Source organism: Tabrizicola sp. T74 (assembly GCF_057219935.1).
In genome coordinates, this window is record NZ_JBXVVT010000001.1 from 593,331 (window position 1) to 610,167 (window position 16,837).

Genomic DNA, 16,837 nt, shown 5'->3' on the forward strand with positions numbered 1-16,837 from the left:
GGACATGTTTGTCCTCTGTCTGTCCTCTGGTCCCTGCTCTTGCCGGCAAGACTATCAGGATGGCGGAATCTGCCAAGCAAAAGGTCAGGTCAGCTCGCGCACCCGGGCGGCCAGCCATTCCAGATCGGGGTCGCCGATGCCAAGGTCGGCCAAGTGCGCGGCGGTGGACCAAAGGTAATCCCGATTAGCGCCCCGCCCGCCATGGGCGCGGGCGATGATATGCGCCTGTTCCTCGTGATCCAGCTGGCAGTACTGCGAGTGGTCGGGGTCGATGACATAGGCCAGGGCGTCAAGCGGACCGACATCGGTAACGACGGGCAGGGTCAGCTCCAGATAGGCAGAGGAAACCAGCTCGCGTTCCCGCAGAGCTGACAGGGTTGCGGCCTCATGCCCGGGGGTGACGCGAAAAGCGACGCCGGTGCAGGTCGCGCCCTCGGCCCGGTCCAGCGCCAGCACCAGCCCTGGGCTGTCGACCGTGCCGCGATGGTGGATCGACCGCATGCAGAAACTGCGATGCCAGCCGTCCAGACGCGCGATGCGGCGTTCTGCGACCGGAAAGCCCGGGTCCCAGATCAGCGATCCGTAGCCGAAGACCCACAAGGTCGTGTGCATGTCTGGTCCTGTTGCGTTTCGCCCTGTAAACACCGGGCCACAGGCAATGAAAAGGGCCGGTCGATGCGCAAGCTTTTGTTTCTCATCCTCTTGGGCGCGGGGCTCTGGTCGGGCTACTGGTTCGTCGGCGCAGGCGCGATCCGGCAGGGGGTCGAGGACGGATTCGCGGGTGCCGTAACGCAGGGGCTGGTGGCCGAAAAGTCCGCACTGACGGTCACAGGTTTCCCGAACCGCTTCGACGTGACGGTCGAGGGGCTGCAGTTGTCCGACCCATCGCAGACCTTCGGCTGGAAGGCGCCCTTCGTCCAGGTCTTTGCGATGACCTGGAAACCTTGGCACGTGATCGCGGCCTTCCCGCCGGACCAGCAAGTGACCGTCCCTGGCCAAGAGATCGACATCGCTTCCGAAGGCCTGAAGGCCAGCTTCCGCGCCAGACCCGCGACCGACCTGCCGCTCGCCGCCATCGTTCTGGAAGCCAATCAACTGGCCGCGACGTCATCCGCAGGCTGGACGGCAGGCACGGGGCGCAGCGTGATCTCGTTCAGCGCCGACGAAGAGGTTGAGGGGGCGGGTGACGCCCCGAACACCTATCTCTTCGCCGCCGACCTGGCCCAGATCGCGCCTGATCCCGCCTTCCTTGCCGCCGTGCAATCCGTGACGATCCCGGACCTGCCCGCCTCGGACCTGCCCGCCACCATCGAAGGCCTCCGCACCGGAATCTACCTCACCTTCACTGCGCCGCTTGACCGCCACGCGGGTGAAACGCGGCCGCTGTTGACCAAGATCGACATCAGTCGCTTCAACCTCACCTGGGGCCAGCTGTCCGCCACCGCGAAGGGCATCGTCGCGGCTGACGACCAGGGCTTTGCTGCCGGCGAAGTCACGGTCGAGGTCACCAACTGGAACCGCCTCCCCGCCCTCCTGGTCGCCGCCGGGGCCATCACGCCCGAGGCCGCCCCCACCGTCGCGCGCGGCATGCAGGCCTTGGCCGCGCAGTCACCGGACCTTTCCATCCTGTCCCTGAAACTGACGCTTGCCGAGGGCCGGATGAGCTTTGGCCCCTTCCCCCTTGGCCCGGCCCCCCTGATGGTGCCGCCCTCCGGCTAACGGCAGTAGGCGCCGCCCTTCCGGGCCGAGGTGTCGAAGTGGAAATGGTCCTCGTGATACCCATCCGACCCCGGGCCTAGCGTGGTCTTGAAGTACCCGCAGGCCGCTTTGTAGATGCGCCGTAGCAGCCTGTTGTAGTTCTGTGACACGGTCAGCACCTTGCCGTTCGACAGGATGAAGGCCGAGATATCGACCGCACGTCCCTTGCCATGCTCGCTGATCTTCGCGCCCTTCACGTTGTTGCGGCTGCGGCAGATGTAATGCGCGGCAATCTGCAACTCGACCAGCTTGCCGTCAAAGGCGGGCTGCGCGACCTCATCCACCCAGGAATTCAGCGCCTTGGCGATGGAACAATCGACCGTCGCGGGCTGGCTTAACCGGACCCCGGCGACCGAGGTGACGCGCACCGGGTCCTCGACGCCGCAGCCTTTCACCTTGGAGGTGATCCGCGCGATCTCTTCGCCCTTGATCGCCGCCACGCCGCAGACCGACCCGGCGCGTGAGGCCTTCTCGCGCCGCTTCTTCCGCTCTTCCTTGCGGGTCGGCGGCGGGATCGCGGCCAGGTCGATCTCGTCCTCGGGCGCGGGCGCGGCAAGATCCAGTCCCGGCGCGTTCGAGGCCGCCTTCAACCCCGCCAGTCGCGCAGTCAGGGCCTTGGGTCGGGCTAGGGGGCGCAGGGAGCGCAGCATCGCATCAGGCGGGACGTCTTCCGCCACTGCCGCTTGCGCAGCCACCGGGGCCAGGGCCGCCGCCTGGGACTGCAGGTCACCCGTCGGCTGCGGCAGGACAACCGCTTCGCCCAGCCGAGGGTTGGCCACGGGCCGCAGGGATCGGTCGATCTCTTGCGCAACGGCGGCCTGCGCCAGGCAGAGGCCCAGCAGCAGACACAAGCGCCGCAGCGCCGTCACCGGTTGGCCCCCGAAGGCGCCGCGCGACCGAAATCCGGCGCGGCCGTATCCTGCCCCGCCTCGATGATGCCCCGGCGAATGGCGCGGGTGCGGGTGAAATAGGCGTGCAGATGATCACCATCCCCCATCCGGATCGCCCGCTGCAGCACGAACAGCTCTTCGGCAAAGCGGCCAAGGATATCCAGCACCGCGTCCTTGTTGGTCAGGAACACGTCGCGCCACATCACCGGGTCGCTTGCGGCAATCCGGGTGAAGTCCCGGAACCCCGAGGCGGAATACTTGATGACCTCCGACTGCGACACCCGCCGCATGTGATCGGCTACACCCACCATCGTGTAGGCAATCGCATGCGGCACGTGGCTCACGACCGCCAGCACCAGGTCATGGTGGTCGACATCCATCTCGTCGACATTCGCGCCCATCGCTTCCAGTGCCGACCGCAGCTTGGCCACCGCGCCAGCATCCGCATCCGGCGCAGGGGTCAAGAGCCACCAGCGGTTCTGGAACAGCGTGGCGAAGCCCGACCGCGGGCCGGAATACTCCGTCCCTGCCAGCGGATGGCCCGGGATGAAATGCACCCCCGCAGGCACATACGGTGCGACCGCATCCACGACCGCCCGCTTGACAGAGCCTACGTCCGTCACAGTGGCCCCCGGAGCCAGATGCGGCCCGATCTCGGCGGCAATCGCTTCCATCGCGCCGACCGGCACCGCCAGCACCACCAGGTCCGCGCCCTTGACCGCCTCGGCCGCCGTCTCGGTCACCCGGTCGCAGAACAGCTCCTTCGCCACCGCCCGCGTTTCGGCCGACTTGGCGTAACCCACGATCTCACCGGCCAGCCCACCCGCCCGCATCGCATGCGCCATGGACGAGGCGATCAGCCCCAGACCGATCAGGGCGACGCGCTGGTACATCATTTCGCACCCTTGAACTGCGCCACTGCATGGGCGACCTGGCGGCAGGACGCCTCATCGCCGATGGTGATCCGCAGGCAGTGCGGCAGCTTATAGCCCGCCACCCGCCGCACGATCAGGCCCTGCTTCTGCAGGTGGGCATCGCAGGCCTCTGCCTCTTCCTGGCTGGCGAACCGCGCAAGGATGAAGTTCGCCAGCGAGGTGTCCGACGGCACCCCAAGTTCGGCCAGCGCATTGGCCAGCCACGAGCGCATCCGGCTGTTTTCCGCCCGGCAGTGGGCAAGATAGGCCTGATCCCGCACGGCGGCCTCGGCGGTTTCCAGCTGGGTCGACGACAGGTTGAACGGCCCCCGGATGCGGTTCAGGACGTCGATGACGTGCTTCGGGCCATAGCCCCAGCCGATCCGCAGCCCACCCAGCCCGTAGATCTTGGAAAAGGTCCGGGTCATCACCACGTTGTCGCGCGCATCGACCAGCGCCGCGCCGCCGTCATAGCCCTCGACATATTCCGCATAGGCCCCGTCCAGCACCAGCAATGCCTGCGGCGGCAGGTTTTCGGCCAGCCGCGCGATCTCGGCTGGCGAAATCATCGTGCCGGTGGGGTTGTTCGGATTGGCGATGAAGACAAGCTTTGTGCGCCGGTTGCAGGCGGCCAGGATCGCATCCACATCCGCCGTCCGCTCACGCTCCTGCACCTCGACCGGGGTTGCACCCACGGCCATGGTCGAGATGCGGTACATCAGGAACCCATGCTCGGTGAACACCACCTCATCCCGCGGCCCGGCATAGGCCTGGCAGAGGAAGGTGATGATCTCGTCTGACCCCGCCCCGCAGATGATGCGGGAGGCGTCCAGCTTGTGCACCTCGGCAATCGCCGCGCGCAGGTCGGCGTGGTCGGTGTTGGGATAGCGGTGCAGGCTGTGAACGGTGCGCGCAAACGCCTCTTTCGCCTTGTCCGACGGCCCGAACGGGTTCTCGTTCGACGACAGCTTCACGACATTCGCCACGCCCGCCACATGCGCCTTGCCGCCCTCGTAAAGGGCGATGTCAAGGATACCTGGCTGCGGCTTGATCTGGTCGTTCATCTGGACCCCCCGGTTGAGGACGCTTTACCCGCCAAAACCGCTTTAGACCAGAGGCTTCCACCCAGAGTGGCGGTTCGCCTCACACGGCAAGGAAGTTGGTGAACTGCCAGGGGTCTTCGTCGTCGCGATCTTCGGCAAAGCTGTTGATCCGGTTCTGGATCGGGGTCCAGTCAGTGTAATGGCACTCGATCCGGCCCAGATAGGGGCGCTGGACCTCCAGGCAGCGGACATGGTCCATCTCGTCGGCCTCGACGAAGCCCTCGTTCGGGTTCTCTGCCGCCCAGACCATCGCCGCCAGCACGGCGGATGTCACCTGCATCCCAGTGGCGTTCTGGTAAGGCGCCAGCCTGCGCGCGTCCTCACACGCCAGCCGCGAGCCGTACCACATTGCGCCCTTGGCATGGCCGTAGAGGAACACCCCCAGGTCATCCCCGCCCGCCACGATCTCCTCGGCCGTCAGGATATGCTGTTCCGCCTGGCGCTTGCCGGCGCCGTTCATCTCGTGCAGCGAAAGGATCGCGTCGTTGCAGGGATGGTAGGCGTAATGGCAGGTCGGTCGGTAGACCGCCTTCGCGCCGTCCCAGACGGTGTAGTAATCCGGGATCGACAGCGCCTCGTTGTGGGTGATGACATAGCCGAACTGCGGGCCCACATCCGGGCACCAGGACCGCACGCGGGTATCCGCGCCGGGCCGGTCAATCCAGATCGCATAGCCCGGCCCGTGGTCGAAGGCATGGCCGTTCGGGGGGAGCTTCTTCTCGTGCGTGCCCCAGCCAAGTTCCGCCGGCTGATAGCCTTCGGAGAGCAACCCATCCACAGACCAGGTGTTCACAAAGACCCCCAGCGGCTTGGCCTTGGCCGAAACCTGGGTATCCCGCTCGGCCACATGGATGCCCTTGACCCCCAGCCCCTGCATCAGCGCCGCCCAATCCCCGCGCGACTTCGGATCGGCCTTGACGCCGGTATCCGCCGCCAGCCGGAGCAGCGCCTCTTTCAAAAGCCAGCTGACCATCCCCGGGTTCGCCCCGCAGCACGACACCGCCGTCGGCCCGCCGACATAGGCCTTCCCCAGCTCCCGCACGCGTTCCCGCAGCGGATAGTTCGTCCGGTCGGCATTCGGCAGCGAGGACCCGAAGTAGAACCCCGGCCAGGGCTCCACCACCGTGTCGATGTACTGGACCCCCATCTTCTGGGCGAGCTTCATCAGCTCGATCGAATCCACGTCCACCGAAAGGTTGACGATCATCCCCCGCCCCGCCGGGAACAGGCTGCGCAGCACTTCGGCGAAGTTCTCTGCCGTCAGCGCCACCTGCAGATGCCGGATGCCGTGGTCGCGCAGGATATGCGCATATTCATCCGTCGGCTCGATGACCGTAAAGTGCTCCCGCTCGAACCCGATATGCCGTTCGATCAAGGGCAGCACGCCCCGCCCGATCGAACCGAATCCGATCATCACCAGCGCGCCGTCCACGCGCGCATGCACCGGGTAGGTCATGGCTCTCTCCTTACTTGTAGGTCCTGGCCTGCAGCCAATCCATCAGCGCCATCAGCACGCCCGAGACCACAAAGGTCAGATGGATCACCACCAGCCAGTACATCTCGGTCTCGCCGAAGGTCGTCGCGGTATCCAGGTCGCTGATCTCCATGAACCGCTTCAGGAGATGGATCCCCGAGATCGCCACGATCGACGCGATCAGCTTCATTTTCAGCCCGCCGAAATCGACCTTGCCCATCCAGCCCGGCCTGTCATCGCCCACGTCGATGTCGAACTTCGACACGAAGCTCTCGTAGCCCGAGAACATCACGATCAGCAGCAGGTTCGCCGCCAGCGTCAGGTCGATCAGCGTCAGCGCCACCAGGATCATCCCTTCGGCCGTCAGGTCCAGCACCTGCGGCAGGTAGTAGAACAGCTCCTTGACGAAGATCACCGTCAGCATCCCCAGCGTCACCACCAGGCCCAGGTACATCGGCGCCATCAGCCAGCGGCTGGCGAAAAGGCCCTTCTCGAACGTCGTCTCGACCAAATTCTTGTCGCTCATCACCCGCTCCCGGAAACGCAAAGGGCCGCACCTTTCACGGCACGGCCCAGGATCGTAGGGTGCGCTACAGCGCACTGCAACCTTAGTTCTTCGCGTAGTATTCCACGACCAGGTTCGGTTCCATCTGCACCGGATAGGGCACGTCGCCCAGGCCCGGGGTGCGGACGAACTTGGCCGTCAGCTTGTTGTTGTCGACTTCCAGATAGTCCGGAACGTCACGCTCGGTCAGAGCGATGGCTTCGGTAATCGCGGCCATCTGCTTGGACTTCTGGCGCACTTCGATCACGTCGCCTTCCGACACGCGATAGGATGCGATGTTCACACGCTTGCCGTTCACCAGGACGTGGCCGTGGTTGACGAACTGGCGGGCGGCGAAAATGGTCGGGACGAACTTGGCGCGGTAGACCACCGCGTCCAGGCGACGCTCCAACAGGCCGATCAGCATCTCGCCGGTGTCGCCGCGGACGCGCTCGGCTTCGGCATAGATCTTGCGGAACTGCTTTTCGGTCAGGTCGCCGTAGTAGCCCTTGAGCTTCTGCTTGGCGCGCAGCTGCGTACCGAAGTCCGACAGCTTGTTCTTCCGGCGCTGGCCGTGCTGGCCCGGGCCATATTCACGCTTGTTGATCGGGGACTTCGGACGGCCCCAGATGTTCTCGCCCATGCGGCGGTCGATCTTGTACTTGGCAGAGGTGCGTTTGGTCACCGCTGATCTCCTTCTATGGTGCCGCGCGGGGCGGCGATGAAGGGCGTTGTCCTCTCCGGGTCTCCCCGGCGACAGGCATCCCCTTGCAGGGGCCACCAACACCAATGAAAAGCCCCGGAATCGCTTCCGGGACGGGCGGCTTATACAAGGGAAACCGGGGGAGTCAACAGCAGGTCCCCCACCGCGCAAGCCTGGGCCCGACCCTGCCCGCAAAAGGGGTATTCCCGGAAGCGCGGGCATTCGTCACCATGGCCCGGCGGAATCGGCTAAGCCTTCTGGCGGGAATCGGCGGATGAACCTGGACCTTCAGCGGCAGGCGGTGATCGTCACCGGGGCGGCAAGCGGCATCGGTGCGGCCATCGCCCGGATGCTGGCGGCCGAGGGCGTGGGCGCCCTGCTCCTGACCGACCGCGATGCATCGGGGCTTGCCCGGATCGGCGACGAGCTTTCCCCGACCACCGCCGTCCAGACCATCGTCGCCGACCTGACCGACACCGCCGCCCCCGCCACGATTGCAGACGCCGCGCGCAGGGCCTTTGGCCGGATCGACGGGCTGGTGAACGCGGCGGGCCTGACCACCCGGGCGTCCTTCGTGACCGGCACAGCCGAGACCTGGGACCAGCTCTTTGCCGTCAACGCCCGCGCCGGGTTCCTGCTGATGCAGGCCGCCATCGCCGACATGCGGGGGCGCGGCGCGGCAGGGGCCATCGTCAACATCCTGACAATGAACGCCCATTGCGGCATCCCGGACCTGGCGATCTATGCGGCCTCCAAAGGGGCGATGGTCACCCTGACCAAGAACGCCGCCAACGCCCACATGGCCGACCGCATCAGGGTCAACGGCATCAACCTGGGCTGGGTCGCCACGGAAACCGAAGACCGGCTTCAGACCGCGCTTCTGGGACCGGACTGGGAGGCGAAGGTCGCCGCTACCGAGCCGCTGGGTCGGCTCGTCACCGCCGAAGAATGCGCCCGGCTGGCGGCGTTCCTCTTGTCCGATGCCTCGACCCCGATGAGCGGGGCGATCATCGACTTCGAGCAGCGGGTGGCAGGCGCGCGATGACCGAGGCAGGCCCGCCCCGCGATTTCGAGGCCTTGCGCATGGCGCTGGTCGCCCGCTCCGACCGTCTGTCAAAGCGGCTGGCGCAGGTGGCGCAGTTCTGCTTGAACCACCCCGAGGAGGTGGCCGTTTCCACCCTCGTCCGCCTGGCGGACCTGTCCGACGTGCCCCCCGCCACGATCACCCGCTTTGCAAAGGAAATGGGCTTCCAGGGCTTTGCCGACCTGCAGCAGGTGTTCCGGGAACGGTTGCTTGGCCCGCGTCTGCCCTATGCCGAACGGGTCACTGGCGCGGGGGACAGTGACCTGGACCAGCCCGGGGTGGTGTTCGGCAGTTTCGTGCAGGCCGCCGTGCAGTCCCTCCTCCGCATCGAAGAGGCGCTGGACCGTGACCAGCTTGCGGCCTTCGTCGAGGTACTTGCCGCGACCGAGGTGGTCCATGTCGCAGCCGCGCGGGGGGCATTCGGTCTGGGGGCCTATACGGTTTATGGCCTCGGCAGCATCGGACGGCGAGCGCAGCTGATCGACAACCTCGGCGCCATGCGGGCAATGCAGGTGGCCGCGATGGGGCCAGGGGATACGCTGCTGGCGATGACCTTCGACGACTACACGCCCGAGACGGTAGAGGTCGTTCGAATGGCGGCAGCGCGGGGCAACCGGGTGCTGGTCATCACCGACAACGCGCTGTCACCCGTTGCGGGCCTTGGCACCCATGTCCTTTACGTCAACGAGGCGCGGCTTGGCCATTTCCGCAGCCAGGTCCCCGCTCTTGTCGTGGCGCAGGCGATGATCGTCGGGTTGGGCCACAGGCTCGGGGCGGTTGGGAATACCCAAAATCCCGGAAATGAAAAATCCGTTGCATCGACTCATCGCTTGGCCAAACATGACGGCAAGAACTCCGGGGGGAGGACGTCATGATGCACACTCGCTTTGACTTTGCGGGGGCCGAGGTTGTTGTCGTCGGCGCCAGCAAGGCGGGAATCGGTGCAGCCATTGCCCGGGCCTTCCAGGACGCGGGGGCAAAGGTGGCGATCACTGGGGCTGAACCCGAGCCCGCGCCCGAGGATGCGGCGCGCTTTGCCTACACCCAGCTGGACGTGACCGACGGGGTGGCCGTCCGGGACTTCGCCGCGAAGCACGACAAGGTCGACGTGTTGGTCAACTGCGCCGCGATCACCGCGCGGGGTGAGGAGATGGCGCCTGACTTCTTCGCCCATGTGGTCAACGTGAACCTGCACGGTACCTTCCGCATGGCCGAGGCGTTCCATTCCCAACTCAAGGCCGCAAAGGGGGCGCTTATCAACATCGCCTCGATGTACGCGATGTTCGGTAGCCCGAAGAACCCGGCCTATGGCGCGTCGAAGGCCGCCGTGGTGCAGTTGACGAAGTCGCTGGCGATTGCCTGGGCCGGGGATGGCATCCGGGTGAATGCCGTCGCGCCGGGGTTCATCGTCACCCAGCAATCTGCCCGCAGCCGGACCGACCCGGTGCATGTCGCCAACGTCTCGGCCCGCACGCCCATGGGCCGTTGGGGCGAGCCTCAGGACATCGCCGGGCCGGTCCTGTTCCTGGCCTCGGATGCGGCGGGCTTCATGACCGGCACCTGCCTTGCCATTGATGGGGGATATTCCGTTGTCTGACCTTTCCAGCATCGGCGCCGCCGTCATCGGCACCGGCTTCATCGGCGCGGTGCACCTCTCCACCCTTCGCCGCCTCGGCATCCCCATCGTCGGGGTCCTTGGCTCCAGCGCCGCGCGAGGGGCGGAGCGTGCGCGCGCGCTTGGTGTGGCAAAGGCCTATTCGTCGCTGGATGAACTCCTCGCCGACCCGGGCGTGCAGGTGGTCCATGTCACCTCGCCCAACGTTGCGCACTACCCGCAGGTCAAGGCGATCCTCGCCGCCGGAAAGCACGTCATCTGCGAAAAGCCGCTGGCCATGACCTCGACCCAGTCGGCCGAGATGGTGCAGATGGCCCGCGCGAGCGGAAAGGTCGCGGCGGTCTGCTACAACACCCGCTTCTACCCGCTGAACCAGCACGCCCACGGGATGATGAAGGCTGGCGACCTTGGCGACCTGCGCCTCATCACCGGCCATTTCCACCAGGACTGGCTGGCCAAGGACACTGACTGGAACTGGCGGCTGGAGGCGTCCGAGGGCGGGCCGCTGCGGTCGGTCAGTGACATCGGCACGCATTGGGTGGACCTGACGAACTTCATCACCGGCCAGAAGCCCGTAGCGGTGATAGCGGAACTGGCGACCTTCATCAAGGAACGCCAGAAACCCACCGGCCCGGTCGAAACCTTCACTGCCACCAAGGGCCCGACCGAGACGCGCAAGATCGAAACCGACGACGCGGCGACCATCCTGCTGCGCTACGGCAACGGCGGGCGGGGGATGATGTCGACGAGCCAGGTCAGCCACGGTCGCCGGGGGCTCCTCTCCTGGGATATCTCCGGCTCCAAGGCCTCCGCCGCCTGGTCCGCCGAACACCCCGAGGACCTGTGGATCGGCCACCGCGAGGGGCCGAACCAGATCCTCCTCCGCGACCCGTCGCTCATGAACCCCACCGGCACCGCCGCCGCCTTCATGCCCGGCGGCCACCCGGAAGGCTTCGCCGACACCTGGGCCGCCTTCTTTACGCAAGTCTACCGCGACGTGGCGCGCGGGGGCCGGGGGAAAGACTCCACCTGGGCCACCTTCGACGACGGCCACTACGAGATGCTCTTCTGCGACGCGGTCCTTGCCAGCGCCGCAAGCGGAACCTGGGTCAATGTGGGATAAGACATGAAACTTGGCATCCTCACCGCCCCCTTCCCCGACACGCCCCTTGAGGCCGTCACCGACTACGCCGCCAGCGCGGGCTTCGAGGCGCTGGAAATCGCCTGCTGGCCACAAGCCGGGGGCGAAAAGCGCCGCTATGCCGGGACCGCGCACCTGCCGATCGAGGACATGACCGCCGCGCGCGGCAGCGAGATCATGGGGATGCTGAAGGCCAAGGGCCTGAGTGTCTCGGGCCTAGGCTACTACCCGAACCCGCTCCATTCTGACGCGGGCCACCGGGACGCTGTCATCAGCCATCTGAAGAAGGTCATCACCGCCGCCAGCCTGATGGGCATCAAGGTGGTGAACACCTTTGTCGGCGGTGACCGGACACTGACCGTCGACCAGAACTGGACCCGCGCCACCGAGATCTTCGCCCCCATCGTCGCCCATGCCAGGGACAAGGGCGTCACGCTTGCTTTCGAGAACTGCCCGATGATCTTCAGCCACGACGAATGGCCGGGCGGGCACAACATCGCTTACTCGCCCAAGGTCTGGCGGCGCATCTTCGACACCTGGGGAGATGCCGTGGGGATGAACTACGACCCCAGCCACCTTGTCTGGCAGATGATCGACGCCGCCCGCTTTGTCCGCGAATTCGGCCCCCGCATGGTCCACGTCCACGCCAAGGACCTGATGATCGACCGCGACGGGCTTTATGACCACGGGATCATGTCGCTGGGGATGGGATGGCAGATTCCACGGATGCCGGGCCTTGGCGAAGTCGACTGGCCGGATTTTTTCGCGAATCTCTATCGCGCGGGCTACGATGGCCCCATCATCATCGAACACGAGGACCGGACCTTCGAAGGCACCGATGATAAGGTGAAACGAGGCTTCGCACTGGCCAGGGACGTCCTGCGCCCCTTCGTCAAATAGAACGACCAACGACAACCAACGATCTGGGAGGATCACGATGAAACGACTGTTGCTTGGAACCGCCCTTGCCATGGGTCTGGCCGGGATGGCCGCCGCCGAGGGCTACAAGATCGGCGTCTCGAACACCGTGCAGGGGAACGGCTGGCGCGAACAGATGGTCTGCGCGATGAAGGCCGAGGCACTGGCCTCGGGCAAGGTCGAAAGCCTGAACATCGCCCACCGCAACACTGACGCGGCAGGTCAGCTGGAAGACATCCGCAACCTGATCCAGGCGGGCGTCAATGCGATCGTCGTGAACCCCGCGAACGCCGACGGCATCAACGCCGCGATCAAGGAAGCGACCGACGCGGGCATCGTCGTGGTGGCCGTCGACCAGGCGGTGACCGAGCCTTCGGCTTACATCCTGTCGAACAACCAGGAAGAGTACGCCTACCTCGGCGCGAAGTGGCTGTTCGAACAGATGGGCGGCAAGGGCGCCGTCGTCTATATGCGGGGGGCCGCGGGTGCCGGCGCCGACAACGACCGCGACAAGGGCTTCAAGCGGGCGATGGCCGAGTTCCCGGAGATCACCGTCGCGCAAGAGGTCTTCACCGGCTGGCAGCAGGACCAGGGCAAGCAGCAGATCAACGACATCATCGCGGCGGGCGTGCCGTTCCAGGGCATCTGGACCTCTGGCATCGACAACGTGATCGTTGATGCGCTGGTCGAAGCAGGCGCGCCGATGGTCCCGGTCGTCGGCGCGGACAACGCTGGCTTCGTCGGCCAGCTGTCCAGCGTCGAGGGCTTGATGGGCGCTGCCGTCACCAACCCCGGCTCGGTCGGCGGCGCGGGCGTGGCGCTGGCGATCCAGATCCTCGACGGCAAGATGCCGGCCGAGAAGACCGTGCTGGTGAACCCGGAGCTGTGGGAGAACGTGACCGACGAGGGCAAGGCCAAGCTTGCCGCCGCCGCGAACCCGAACCTGTCGCCTGAATGGCCGGTCTCAGTCTCGATCCCCGGCTGGACGAACTACTCGATGGACCAGATCATCGCCTGCAAGGGCCCGGGCGAATAAGCCCCGTCGCCTGATCCATTGCTGCCCCCGGATACCTTCCGGGGGCCGCCTTCCCATACCCGAAAGCCTGCCATGCCGGATGCCCCCTCCGACGCCGTTCTCGACGCCACGGGAGTCGCCAAGCGCTTCGGCGCGGTCCAGGCCCTGAAGAACGCTTCGCTGCAGGTGAAGGCGGGGCAGGTCGTGGCCCTGATGGGCGCGAACGGGGCGGGGAAGTCCACCTTCGTCAAGATCCTGACCGGCGTCCTCAAACCCGACTCCGGCCATGTGAAGATCAAGGGCCGCGACAGCACCGTGGCCAACCCCGCCGGGGCCCGGCGCTGGGGCCTTGTCCCGGTCTACCAGGAGCCGTCCCTCATCCCCGACCTCTCGGTCCTCGACAACCTCCGCCTCGGCGACACGCCGGTCGATCCCTTCCGCCACTGGGTCGCTGAACTGGGCCTCCCCGACCTCGACCCCGAGGCGGTGATCCGCTCCCTCCCCCTCGCTTCCCTCCGCATCGTCGACCTCGCCCGCGCGTTGGCTATCGAGCCCGACGTCCTCCTCCTCGACGAGTTGACCGCCGCCCTGCCAACCGACCTTGTCGAGCGCGTGCTGAAGACCGTCCGCGCCCAGGCCGACGCAGGCCGCTCCGTCGTCTATGTCTCGCACCGCTTCAACGAAATCGCCGCGATCTGTGACCGCGCCACGGTCCTGCGCGACGGCCTGACCGTCGGTGACGTCGCCATCGAACCCGGCATCGAGGAGCGCATCGTCGCGATGATGCTCGGCAGCACCGTCGCCGCAGCCGTGGCCGAGGACCGCCCGTTGAAGCCCGTCCCCACCACCGCCCCGCGCCTGCGGGTCCGCAGCCTCAAGACAGGCACCCGCCTCACCGACGTCTCCTTCGACCTCCACAAGGGCGAGGTCCTGGGCGTCGTCGCCCTCGAAGGCCAGGGGCAGGACGAACTCTTCGACGTCCTCGCCGGGAACCGCCGCGCCAGCGCCGGGACGGTCGAGGTCGACGGCACCCCCAAGACCTTCCACCACCCTGCCGACGCCATTGCGGCCGGCCTCACGCTCGTCCCCGGTGACCGCGCCCATGCGCTACTCATGTCCCGCTCCGTCCGCGAGAACATTGCCGTGCCGCTTCTGGCCCGCATCCGCAACTGGGGCGCGATCCGGATGGGCGAGGAAGCGACGAAGGTCGGCCAAGCCATCGAAACCCTGCAGATCGACACCCGCGCTCAAGGAGAGGTCCGCAGGCTCTCCGGCGGCAACCAGCAGAAGGTCACCATCGCCCGGTGGATCGCCAAGGGGGTACAGACGCTCCTCCTCTTCGACCCGACGCGCGGCATCGACATTCGCACCAAGCGGCAGATCTACGGCCTGGTCCGCGATCTCGCCGATCAGGGTGCCGCGGTCCTTTTCTACACCTCCGAACTTGCCGAAATTCGCCTCGCCTGCGACCGCGCCGTGGTGATCTTCAACGGCCGCGTGGTGGATGTGATCGACGCGCACGACGCCGACGAACCCACCCTGATGCGCGCCGCCTACGGCCTGACCGAGAAGGCCCCGGCATGAAGCGTTTGGCTTTCGTGACAGCCCCCCCACCCTCTCCCTCCCCCACATGGGGGGAGGGAAGCGCTTACCGCCAACCACAGCGCACACCGGAAACTCCAAGCGCCTCCCCTCCCCCCTGTGGGGAGGGGATGGGGGTGGGGGGCTCTGCCCGACACCCCGGAGTCCAGCCATGAAGCGCTGGATCGACGCCAACAGCTGGACCTTGGGGCTCGCCGTCCTCCTGGTGGCGCTCCTCCTCCTCACCAAGCTCATCCAGCCCGATTTCGGCGCCTCGGGCCTCGACAGCCTCGCCCGTGCAGCACTCCCCTTCGCGCTGGCGACCGTCGGCATGGCCATCGTCGTCATCGCCGGCGGCATCGACCTTAGCATCGCTGCGATGATGGCCGTCGCCAGCGTCACCGCCGCCGTGCTGATGGACGGCGCCACCGACGCGCAGTCCATCCCCATCGTGATCGGCGTCCTCCTCCTCGGCCTCCTCATGGGCACCATCAACGGCACCCTCATCGTCGTGACGAAAGTCCCCGACATCGTCGTCACCCTCGCCATGCTCTTCGTCTGGCAGGGCGTCGCCCTCCTGATCCTCAACGCGCCCGGAGGGTCCATCGCCCCCTGGCTCCGCTCCCTCATCACCGGCAGCTTCGGCCCCGACTGGCTCCCGCGAGCCATCGTCTTCCTCGCCGTCGTCACCGCCGTCATCTGGCTCCCCATCCGCCGCTCCAAGCTGGGCCTCCGCCTCTACGCCATCGGCTCCGACCCCCTCGCCGCCTTCCGCTCCGGCGTGCCCGTGGGGCAGACCCGCATCATCGCCTACGCCCTCTGCGGCCTCTTCGCCGCCCTCGGCGGCCTCTCCGTCTCCATGGGCACCGGCATCGGCGAGCCGATCCCCGGCCCCTACCTCCTCGCCTCCGTCGCCGCCGTCGTCCTTGGCGGCGTGGTCCTCGGCGGCGGACGCGGCGGCATCCTCGGCCCCATCCTCGCCGTCCTCATCCTGCGCACTGTGCGGTTGGACCTGACGCTCCTGTCGGTCGACCCCAACGTCGCCGCGATCATTGAGGGCACGATCATGGTCGTAGTCGTGATGTTCGGCGCGGTTCTGGCAACGCGGGCGAGGCGCACATGACGATGACTGACACCCCCACCGCGATGAACCGCCTTGGCCGCCTGATGGTGGACCGCCCGCTCCTGCCACTGATCGGCCTCCTGATCCTGCTCATCGCCGTGCTTGCGATCCTGAACCCCGGCGTCCTCAGCATGTTCTGGGTGTCGAACACGCTGAAGATCGCGATCCCCTTGGCCATGCTCGCCGCCTGCCAGACCATGACCATGCTGACCGGCGGCATCGACCTTTCCGTCGGCACTGCGGCCACCATCGCCGCCTACCTGACCGCGACCCTCGCCCCCCTGATCGGCGTCCCCCCGGCCATCGCGATTGCCATCGCCTCGGCCCTGGTCATTGGCCTCGTCAACGGCTTCGGCATCGCCATCTGCCGCGTCCACCCGCTGATCATGACGCTCGGCACCGCGCTGATCGCCACCGGCTGCCTCCTCGTCTACCAGCGCTATGTCATCGCGACCGGAGTCCTGATCCCCGACGCCCTCCTCTGGCTCGGGACCGGGCGCACCTGGGGCCTGCCGAACAGTCTCGCCCTCTTCATCCCCTTCGCGATCCTTGTCATCTGGGCCCAGCGCCGCACCGGCTTTGGCCGCCTCCTCTACGCCATCGGCGCGAATGAGGCCGCCGCGAGGCTCTCCGGAGTCCGCGTCTGGCAGGTCCACCTCACGCTCTACACCCTCTCCAGCCTGATCGCGGGGGTGACGGGCCTCCTCTACCTCGGCCAGATCAAGACCGCCTCGCTGTCGCTGGCACTCCCCCTCGACCTTCCTTCCGTCGCCGCAGCCGTCATCGGCGGCACCTCGATCTTCGGCGGGCGCGGGGGGTACGGCGGCACCATCGTCGGCGCGCTGATCCTGACCGTCCTGACCTCCATGCTGACCCTCATGCAGATCCCGGAAGGGGGCCGTCGCATCCTCTTCGGCCTCATCATCCTGGCCGTCACCGCGCTTTTCATCCGGCTCACCGAACGCAGCTGAAAG

Annotated in this window: 17 protein-coding genes; 10 read left to right on the plus strand and 7 right to left on the minus strand. The window is 66.8% G+C overall.

Annotated features, from left to right (window positions below; all coding sequences use genetic code 11):
• Positions 1-84 precede the first annotated feature (84 nt).
• A complete protein-coding gene (locus AC2EAL_RS03130) occupies positions 85-612 on the minus strand; it encodes a gamma-glutamylcyclotransferase (protein ID WP_484722708.1) in 528 nt (175 codons plus the stop codon).
• Between the two features lie 63 nt (positions 613-675).
• Between AC2EAL_RS03130 and AC2EAL_RS03135 the strand changes: the two genes are divergently transcribed.
• Complete coding sequence (locus tag AC2EAL_RS03135; RefSeq protein ID WP_484722709.1) at positions 676-1,719, plus strand: DUF2125 domain-containing protein; 1,044 nt, start codon at positions 676-678, stop codon at positions 1,717-1,719.
• Here the strand turns inward: AC2EAL_RS03135 and AC2EAL_RS03140 are convergent.
• The 6 genes from AC2EAL_RS03140 to rpsD all read right to left on the minus strand — a co-directional run bounded on the left by AC2EAL_RS03140 (position 1,716) and on the right by rpsD (position 7,368).
• The gene (locus AC2EAL_RS03140; protein ID WP_484722710.1) at positions 1,716-2,627 is read right to left on the minus strand and encodes an extensin-like domain-containing protein; all 912 of its coding nucleotides are present in this window, start codon (positions 2,625-2,627) and stop codon (positions 1,716-1,718) included. The two genes, AC2EAL_RS03135 and AC2EAL_RS03140, sit on opposite strands and share 4 nt — an antisense overlap.
• A complete protein-coding gene (locus AC2EAL_RS03145) occupies positions 2,624-3,544 on the minus strand; it encodes a prephenate/arogenate dehydrogenase family protein (RefSeq protein ID WP_484722711.1) in 921 nt (306 codons plus the stop codon). Before AC2EAL_RS03145 ends, AC2EAL_RS03140 begins: the two co-directional genes overlap by 4 nt.
• Positions 3,541-4,626: a histidinol-phosphate transaminase gene (hisC, locus tag AC2EAL_RS03150; protein ID WP_484722712.1), complete on the minus strand. Its 1,086-nt coding sequence runs from the start codon at positions 4,624-4,626 to the stop codon at positions 3,541-3,543. Before hisC ends, AC2EAL_RS03145 begins: the two co-directional genes overlap by 4 nt.
• 79 nt (positions 4,627-4,705) lie before the next feature.
• Entirely contained in the window at positions 4,706-6,121 is a 1,416-nt protein-coding gene (locus AC2EAL_RS03155) for a homospermidine synthase (protein WP_484722713.1), read from the minus strand.
• A 10-nt stretch (positions 6,122-6,131) separates the two neighbouring features.
• Entirely contained in the window at positions 6,132-6,665 is a 534-nt protein-coding gene (locus AC2EAL_RS03160) for a TIGR00645 family protein (protein WP_484722714.1), read from the minus strand.
• A gap of 82 nt (positions 6,666-6,747) precedes the next feature.
• Positions 6,748-7,368, minus strand: a complete 621-nt coding sequence (gene rpsD / locus AC2EAL_RS03165; protein ID WP_484722715.1) for a 30S ribosomal protein S4 — start codon at positions 7,366-7,368, stop codon at positions 6,748-6,750.
• Between the two features lie 292 nt (positions 7,369-7,660).
• Here rpsD and AC2EAL_RS03170 point away from each other — a divergent pair, with 292 nt between their 5' ends.
• From AC2EAL_RS03170 to AC2EAL_RS03210, 9 genes are all read left to right on the plus strand, one after another.
• Positions 7,661-8,431 carry an oxidoreductase gene (locus AC2EAL_RS03170; RefSeq protein WP_484722716.1) on the plus strand — a complete coding sequence of 257 codons (771 nt, stop codon included), beginning with the start codon at positions 7,661-7,663 and terminating at the stop codon, positions 8,429-8,431.
• On the plus strand, positions 8,428-9,345 hold the full coding sequence (locus tag AC2EAL_RS03175; RefSeq protein ID WP_484722717.1) for a MurR/RpiR family transcriptional regulator: 918 nt from the start codon (positions 8,428-8,430) through the stop codon (positions 9,343-9,345). The genes AC2EAL_RS03170 and AC2EAL_RS03175 overlap by 4 nt, the downstream gene beginning before the upstream one ends.
• A complete protein-coding gene (locus tag AC2EAL_RS03180; RefSeq protein WP_484722718.1) occupies positions 9,342-10,067 on the plus strand; it encodes an SDR family NAD(P)-dependent oxidoreductase in 726 nt (241 codons plus the stop codon). Before AC2EAL_RS03175 ends, AC2EAL_RS03180 begins: the two co-directional genes overlap by 4 nt.
• Complete coding sequence (locus AC2EAL_RS03185; RefSeq protein WP_484722719.1) at positions 10,060-11,208, plus strand: Gfo/Idh/MocA family protein; 1,149 nt, start codon at positions 10,060-10,062, stop codon at positions 11,206-11,208. Before AC2EAL_RS03180 ends, AC2EAL_RS03185 begins: the two co-directional genes overlap by 8 nt.
• Positions 11,209-11,211: 3 nt before the next feature.
• Positions 11,212-12,126: a sugar phosphate isomerase/epimerase family protein gene (locus AC2EAL_RS03190; RefSeq protein WP_484722720.1), complete on the plus strand. Its 915-nt coding sequence runs from the start codon at positions 11,212-11,214 to the stop codon at positions 12,124-12,126.
• A gap of 37 nt (positions 12,127-12,163) precedes the next feature.
• Positions 12,164-13,180, plus strand: coding sequence for an ABC transporter substrate-binding protein (locus AC2EAL_RS03195; protein ID WP_484722721.1), 1,017 nt, complete (start codon positions 12,164-12,166; stop codon positions 13,178-13,180).
• 72 nt (positions 13,181-13,252) lie between these two features.
• On the plus strand, positions 13,253-14,743 hold the full coding sequence (locus tag AC2EAL_RS03200) for a sugar ABC transporter ATP-binding protein (RefSeq protein ID WP_484722722.1): 1,491 nt from the start codon (positions 13,253-13,255) through the stop codon (positions 14,741-14,743).
• Positions 14,744-14,912: 169 nt separating this feature from the next.
• Positions 14,913-15,863 (plus strand): ABC transporter permease, encoded by a 951-nt coding sequence (locus tag AC2EAL_RS03205; RefSeq protein ID WP_484722723.1) that lies wholly within the window; start codon positions 14,913-14,915, stop codon positions 15,861-15,863.
• A complete protein-coding gene (locus AC2EAL_RS03210; protein ID WP_484722724.1) occupies positions 15,860-16,834 on the plus strand; it encodes an ABC transporter permease in 975 nt (324 codons plus the stop codon). Before AC2EAL_RS03205 ends, AC2EAL_RS03210 begins: the two co-directional genes overlap by 4 nt.
• The last annotated feature ends 3 nt before the right edge of the window (positions 16,835-16,837 follow it).

Excerpts from the sequence above, each read along its gene's own strand:
- AC2EAL_RS03170 (WP_484722716.1), top strand. The coding sequence starts at position 7,661 with ATGAACCTGGACCTTCAGCGGCAGGCGGTGATCGTCACCGGGGCGGCA.
- AC2EAL_RS03130 (WP_484722708.1), bottom strand. The coding sequence starts at position 612 with ATGCACACGACCTTGTGGGTCTTCGGCTACGGATCGCTGATCTGGGAC.
- AC2EAL_RS03145 (WP_484722711.1), bottom strand. The coding sequence starts at position 3,544 with ATGATGTACCAGCGCGTCGCCCTGATCGGTCTGGGGCTGATCGCCTCG.
- AC2EAL_RS03205 (WP_484722723.1), top strand. The coding sequence starts at position 14,913 with ATGAAGCGCTGGATCGACGCCAACAGCTGGACCTTGGGGCTCGCCGTC.
- AC2EAL_RS03190 (WP_484722720.1), top strand. The coding sequence starts at position 11,212 with ATGAAACTTGGCATCCTCACCGCCCCCTTCCCCGACACGCCCCTTGAG.
- AC2EAL_RS03180 (WP_484722718.1), top strand. The coding sequence starts at position 9,342 with ATGATGCACACTCGCTTTGACTTTGCGGGGGCCGAGGTTGTTGTCGTC.
- AC2EAL_RS03210 (WP_484722724.1), top strand. The coding sequence starts at position 15,860 with ATGACGATGACTGACACCCCCACCGCGATGAACCGCCTTGGCCGCCTG.
- AC2EAL_RS03155 (WP_484722713.1), bottom strand. The coding sequence starts at position 6,121 with ATGACCTACCCGGTGCATGCGCGCGTGGACGGCGCGCTGGTGATGATC.
- hisC (WP_484722712.1), bottom strand. The coding sequence starts at position 4,626 with ATGAACGACCAGATCAAGCCGCAGCCAGGTATCCTTGACATCGCCCTT.
- AC2EAL_RS03175 (WP_484722717.1), top strand. The coding sequence starts at position 8,428 with ATGACCGAGGCAGGCCCGCCCCGCGATTTCGAGGCCTTGCGCATGGCG.
- AC2EAL_RS03160 (WP_484722714.1), bottom strand. The coding sequence starts at position 6,665 with ATGAGCGACAAGAATTTGGTCGAGACGACGTTCGAGAAGGGCCTTTTC.
- AC2EAL_RS03200 (WP_484722722.1), top strand. The coding sequence starts at position 13,253 with ATGCCGGATGCCCCCTCCGACGCCGTTCTCGACGCCACGGGAGTCGCC.
- AC2EAL_RS03135 (WP_484722709.1), top strand. The coding sequence starts at position 676 with ATGCGCAAGCTTTTGTTTCTCATCCTCTTGGGCGCGGGGCTCTGGTCG.
- AC2EAL_RS03195 (WP_484722721.1), top strand. The coding sequence starts at position 12,164 with ATGAAACGACTGTTGCTTGGAACCGCCCTTGCCATGGGTCTGGCCGGG.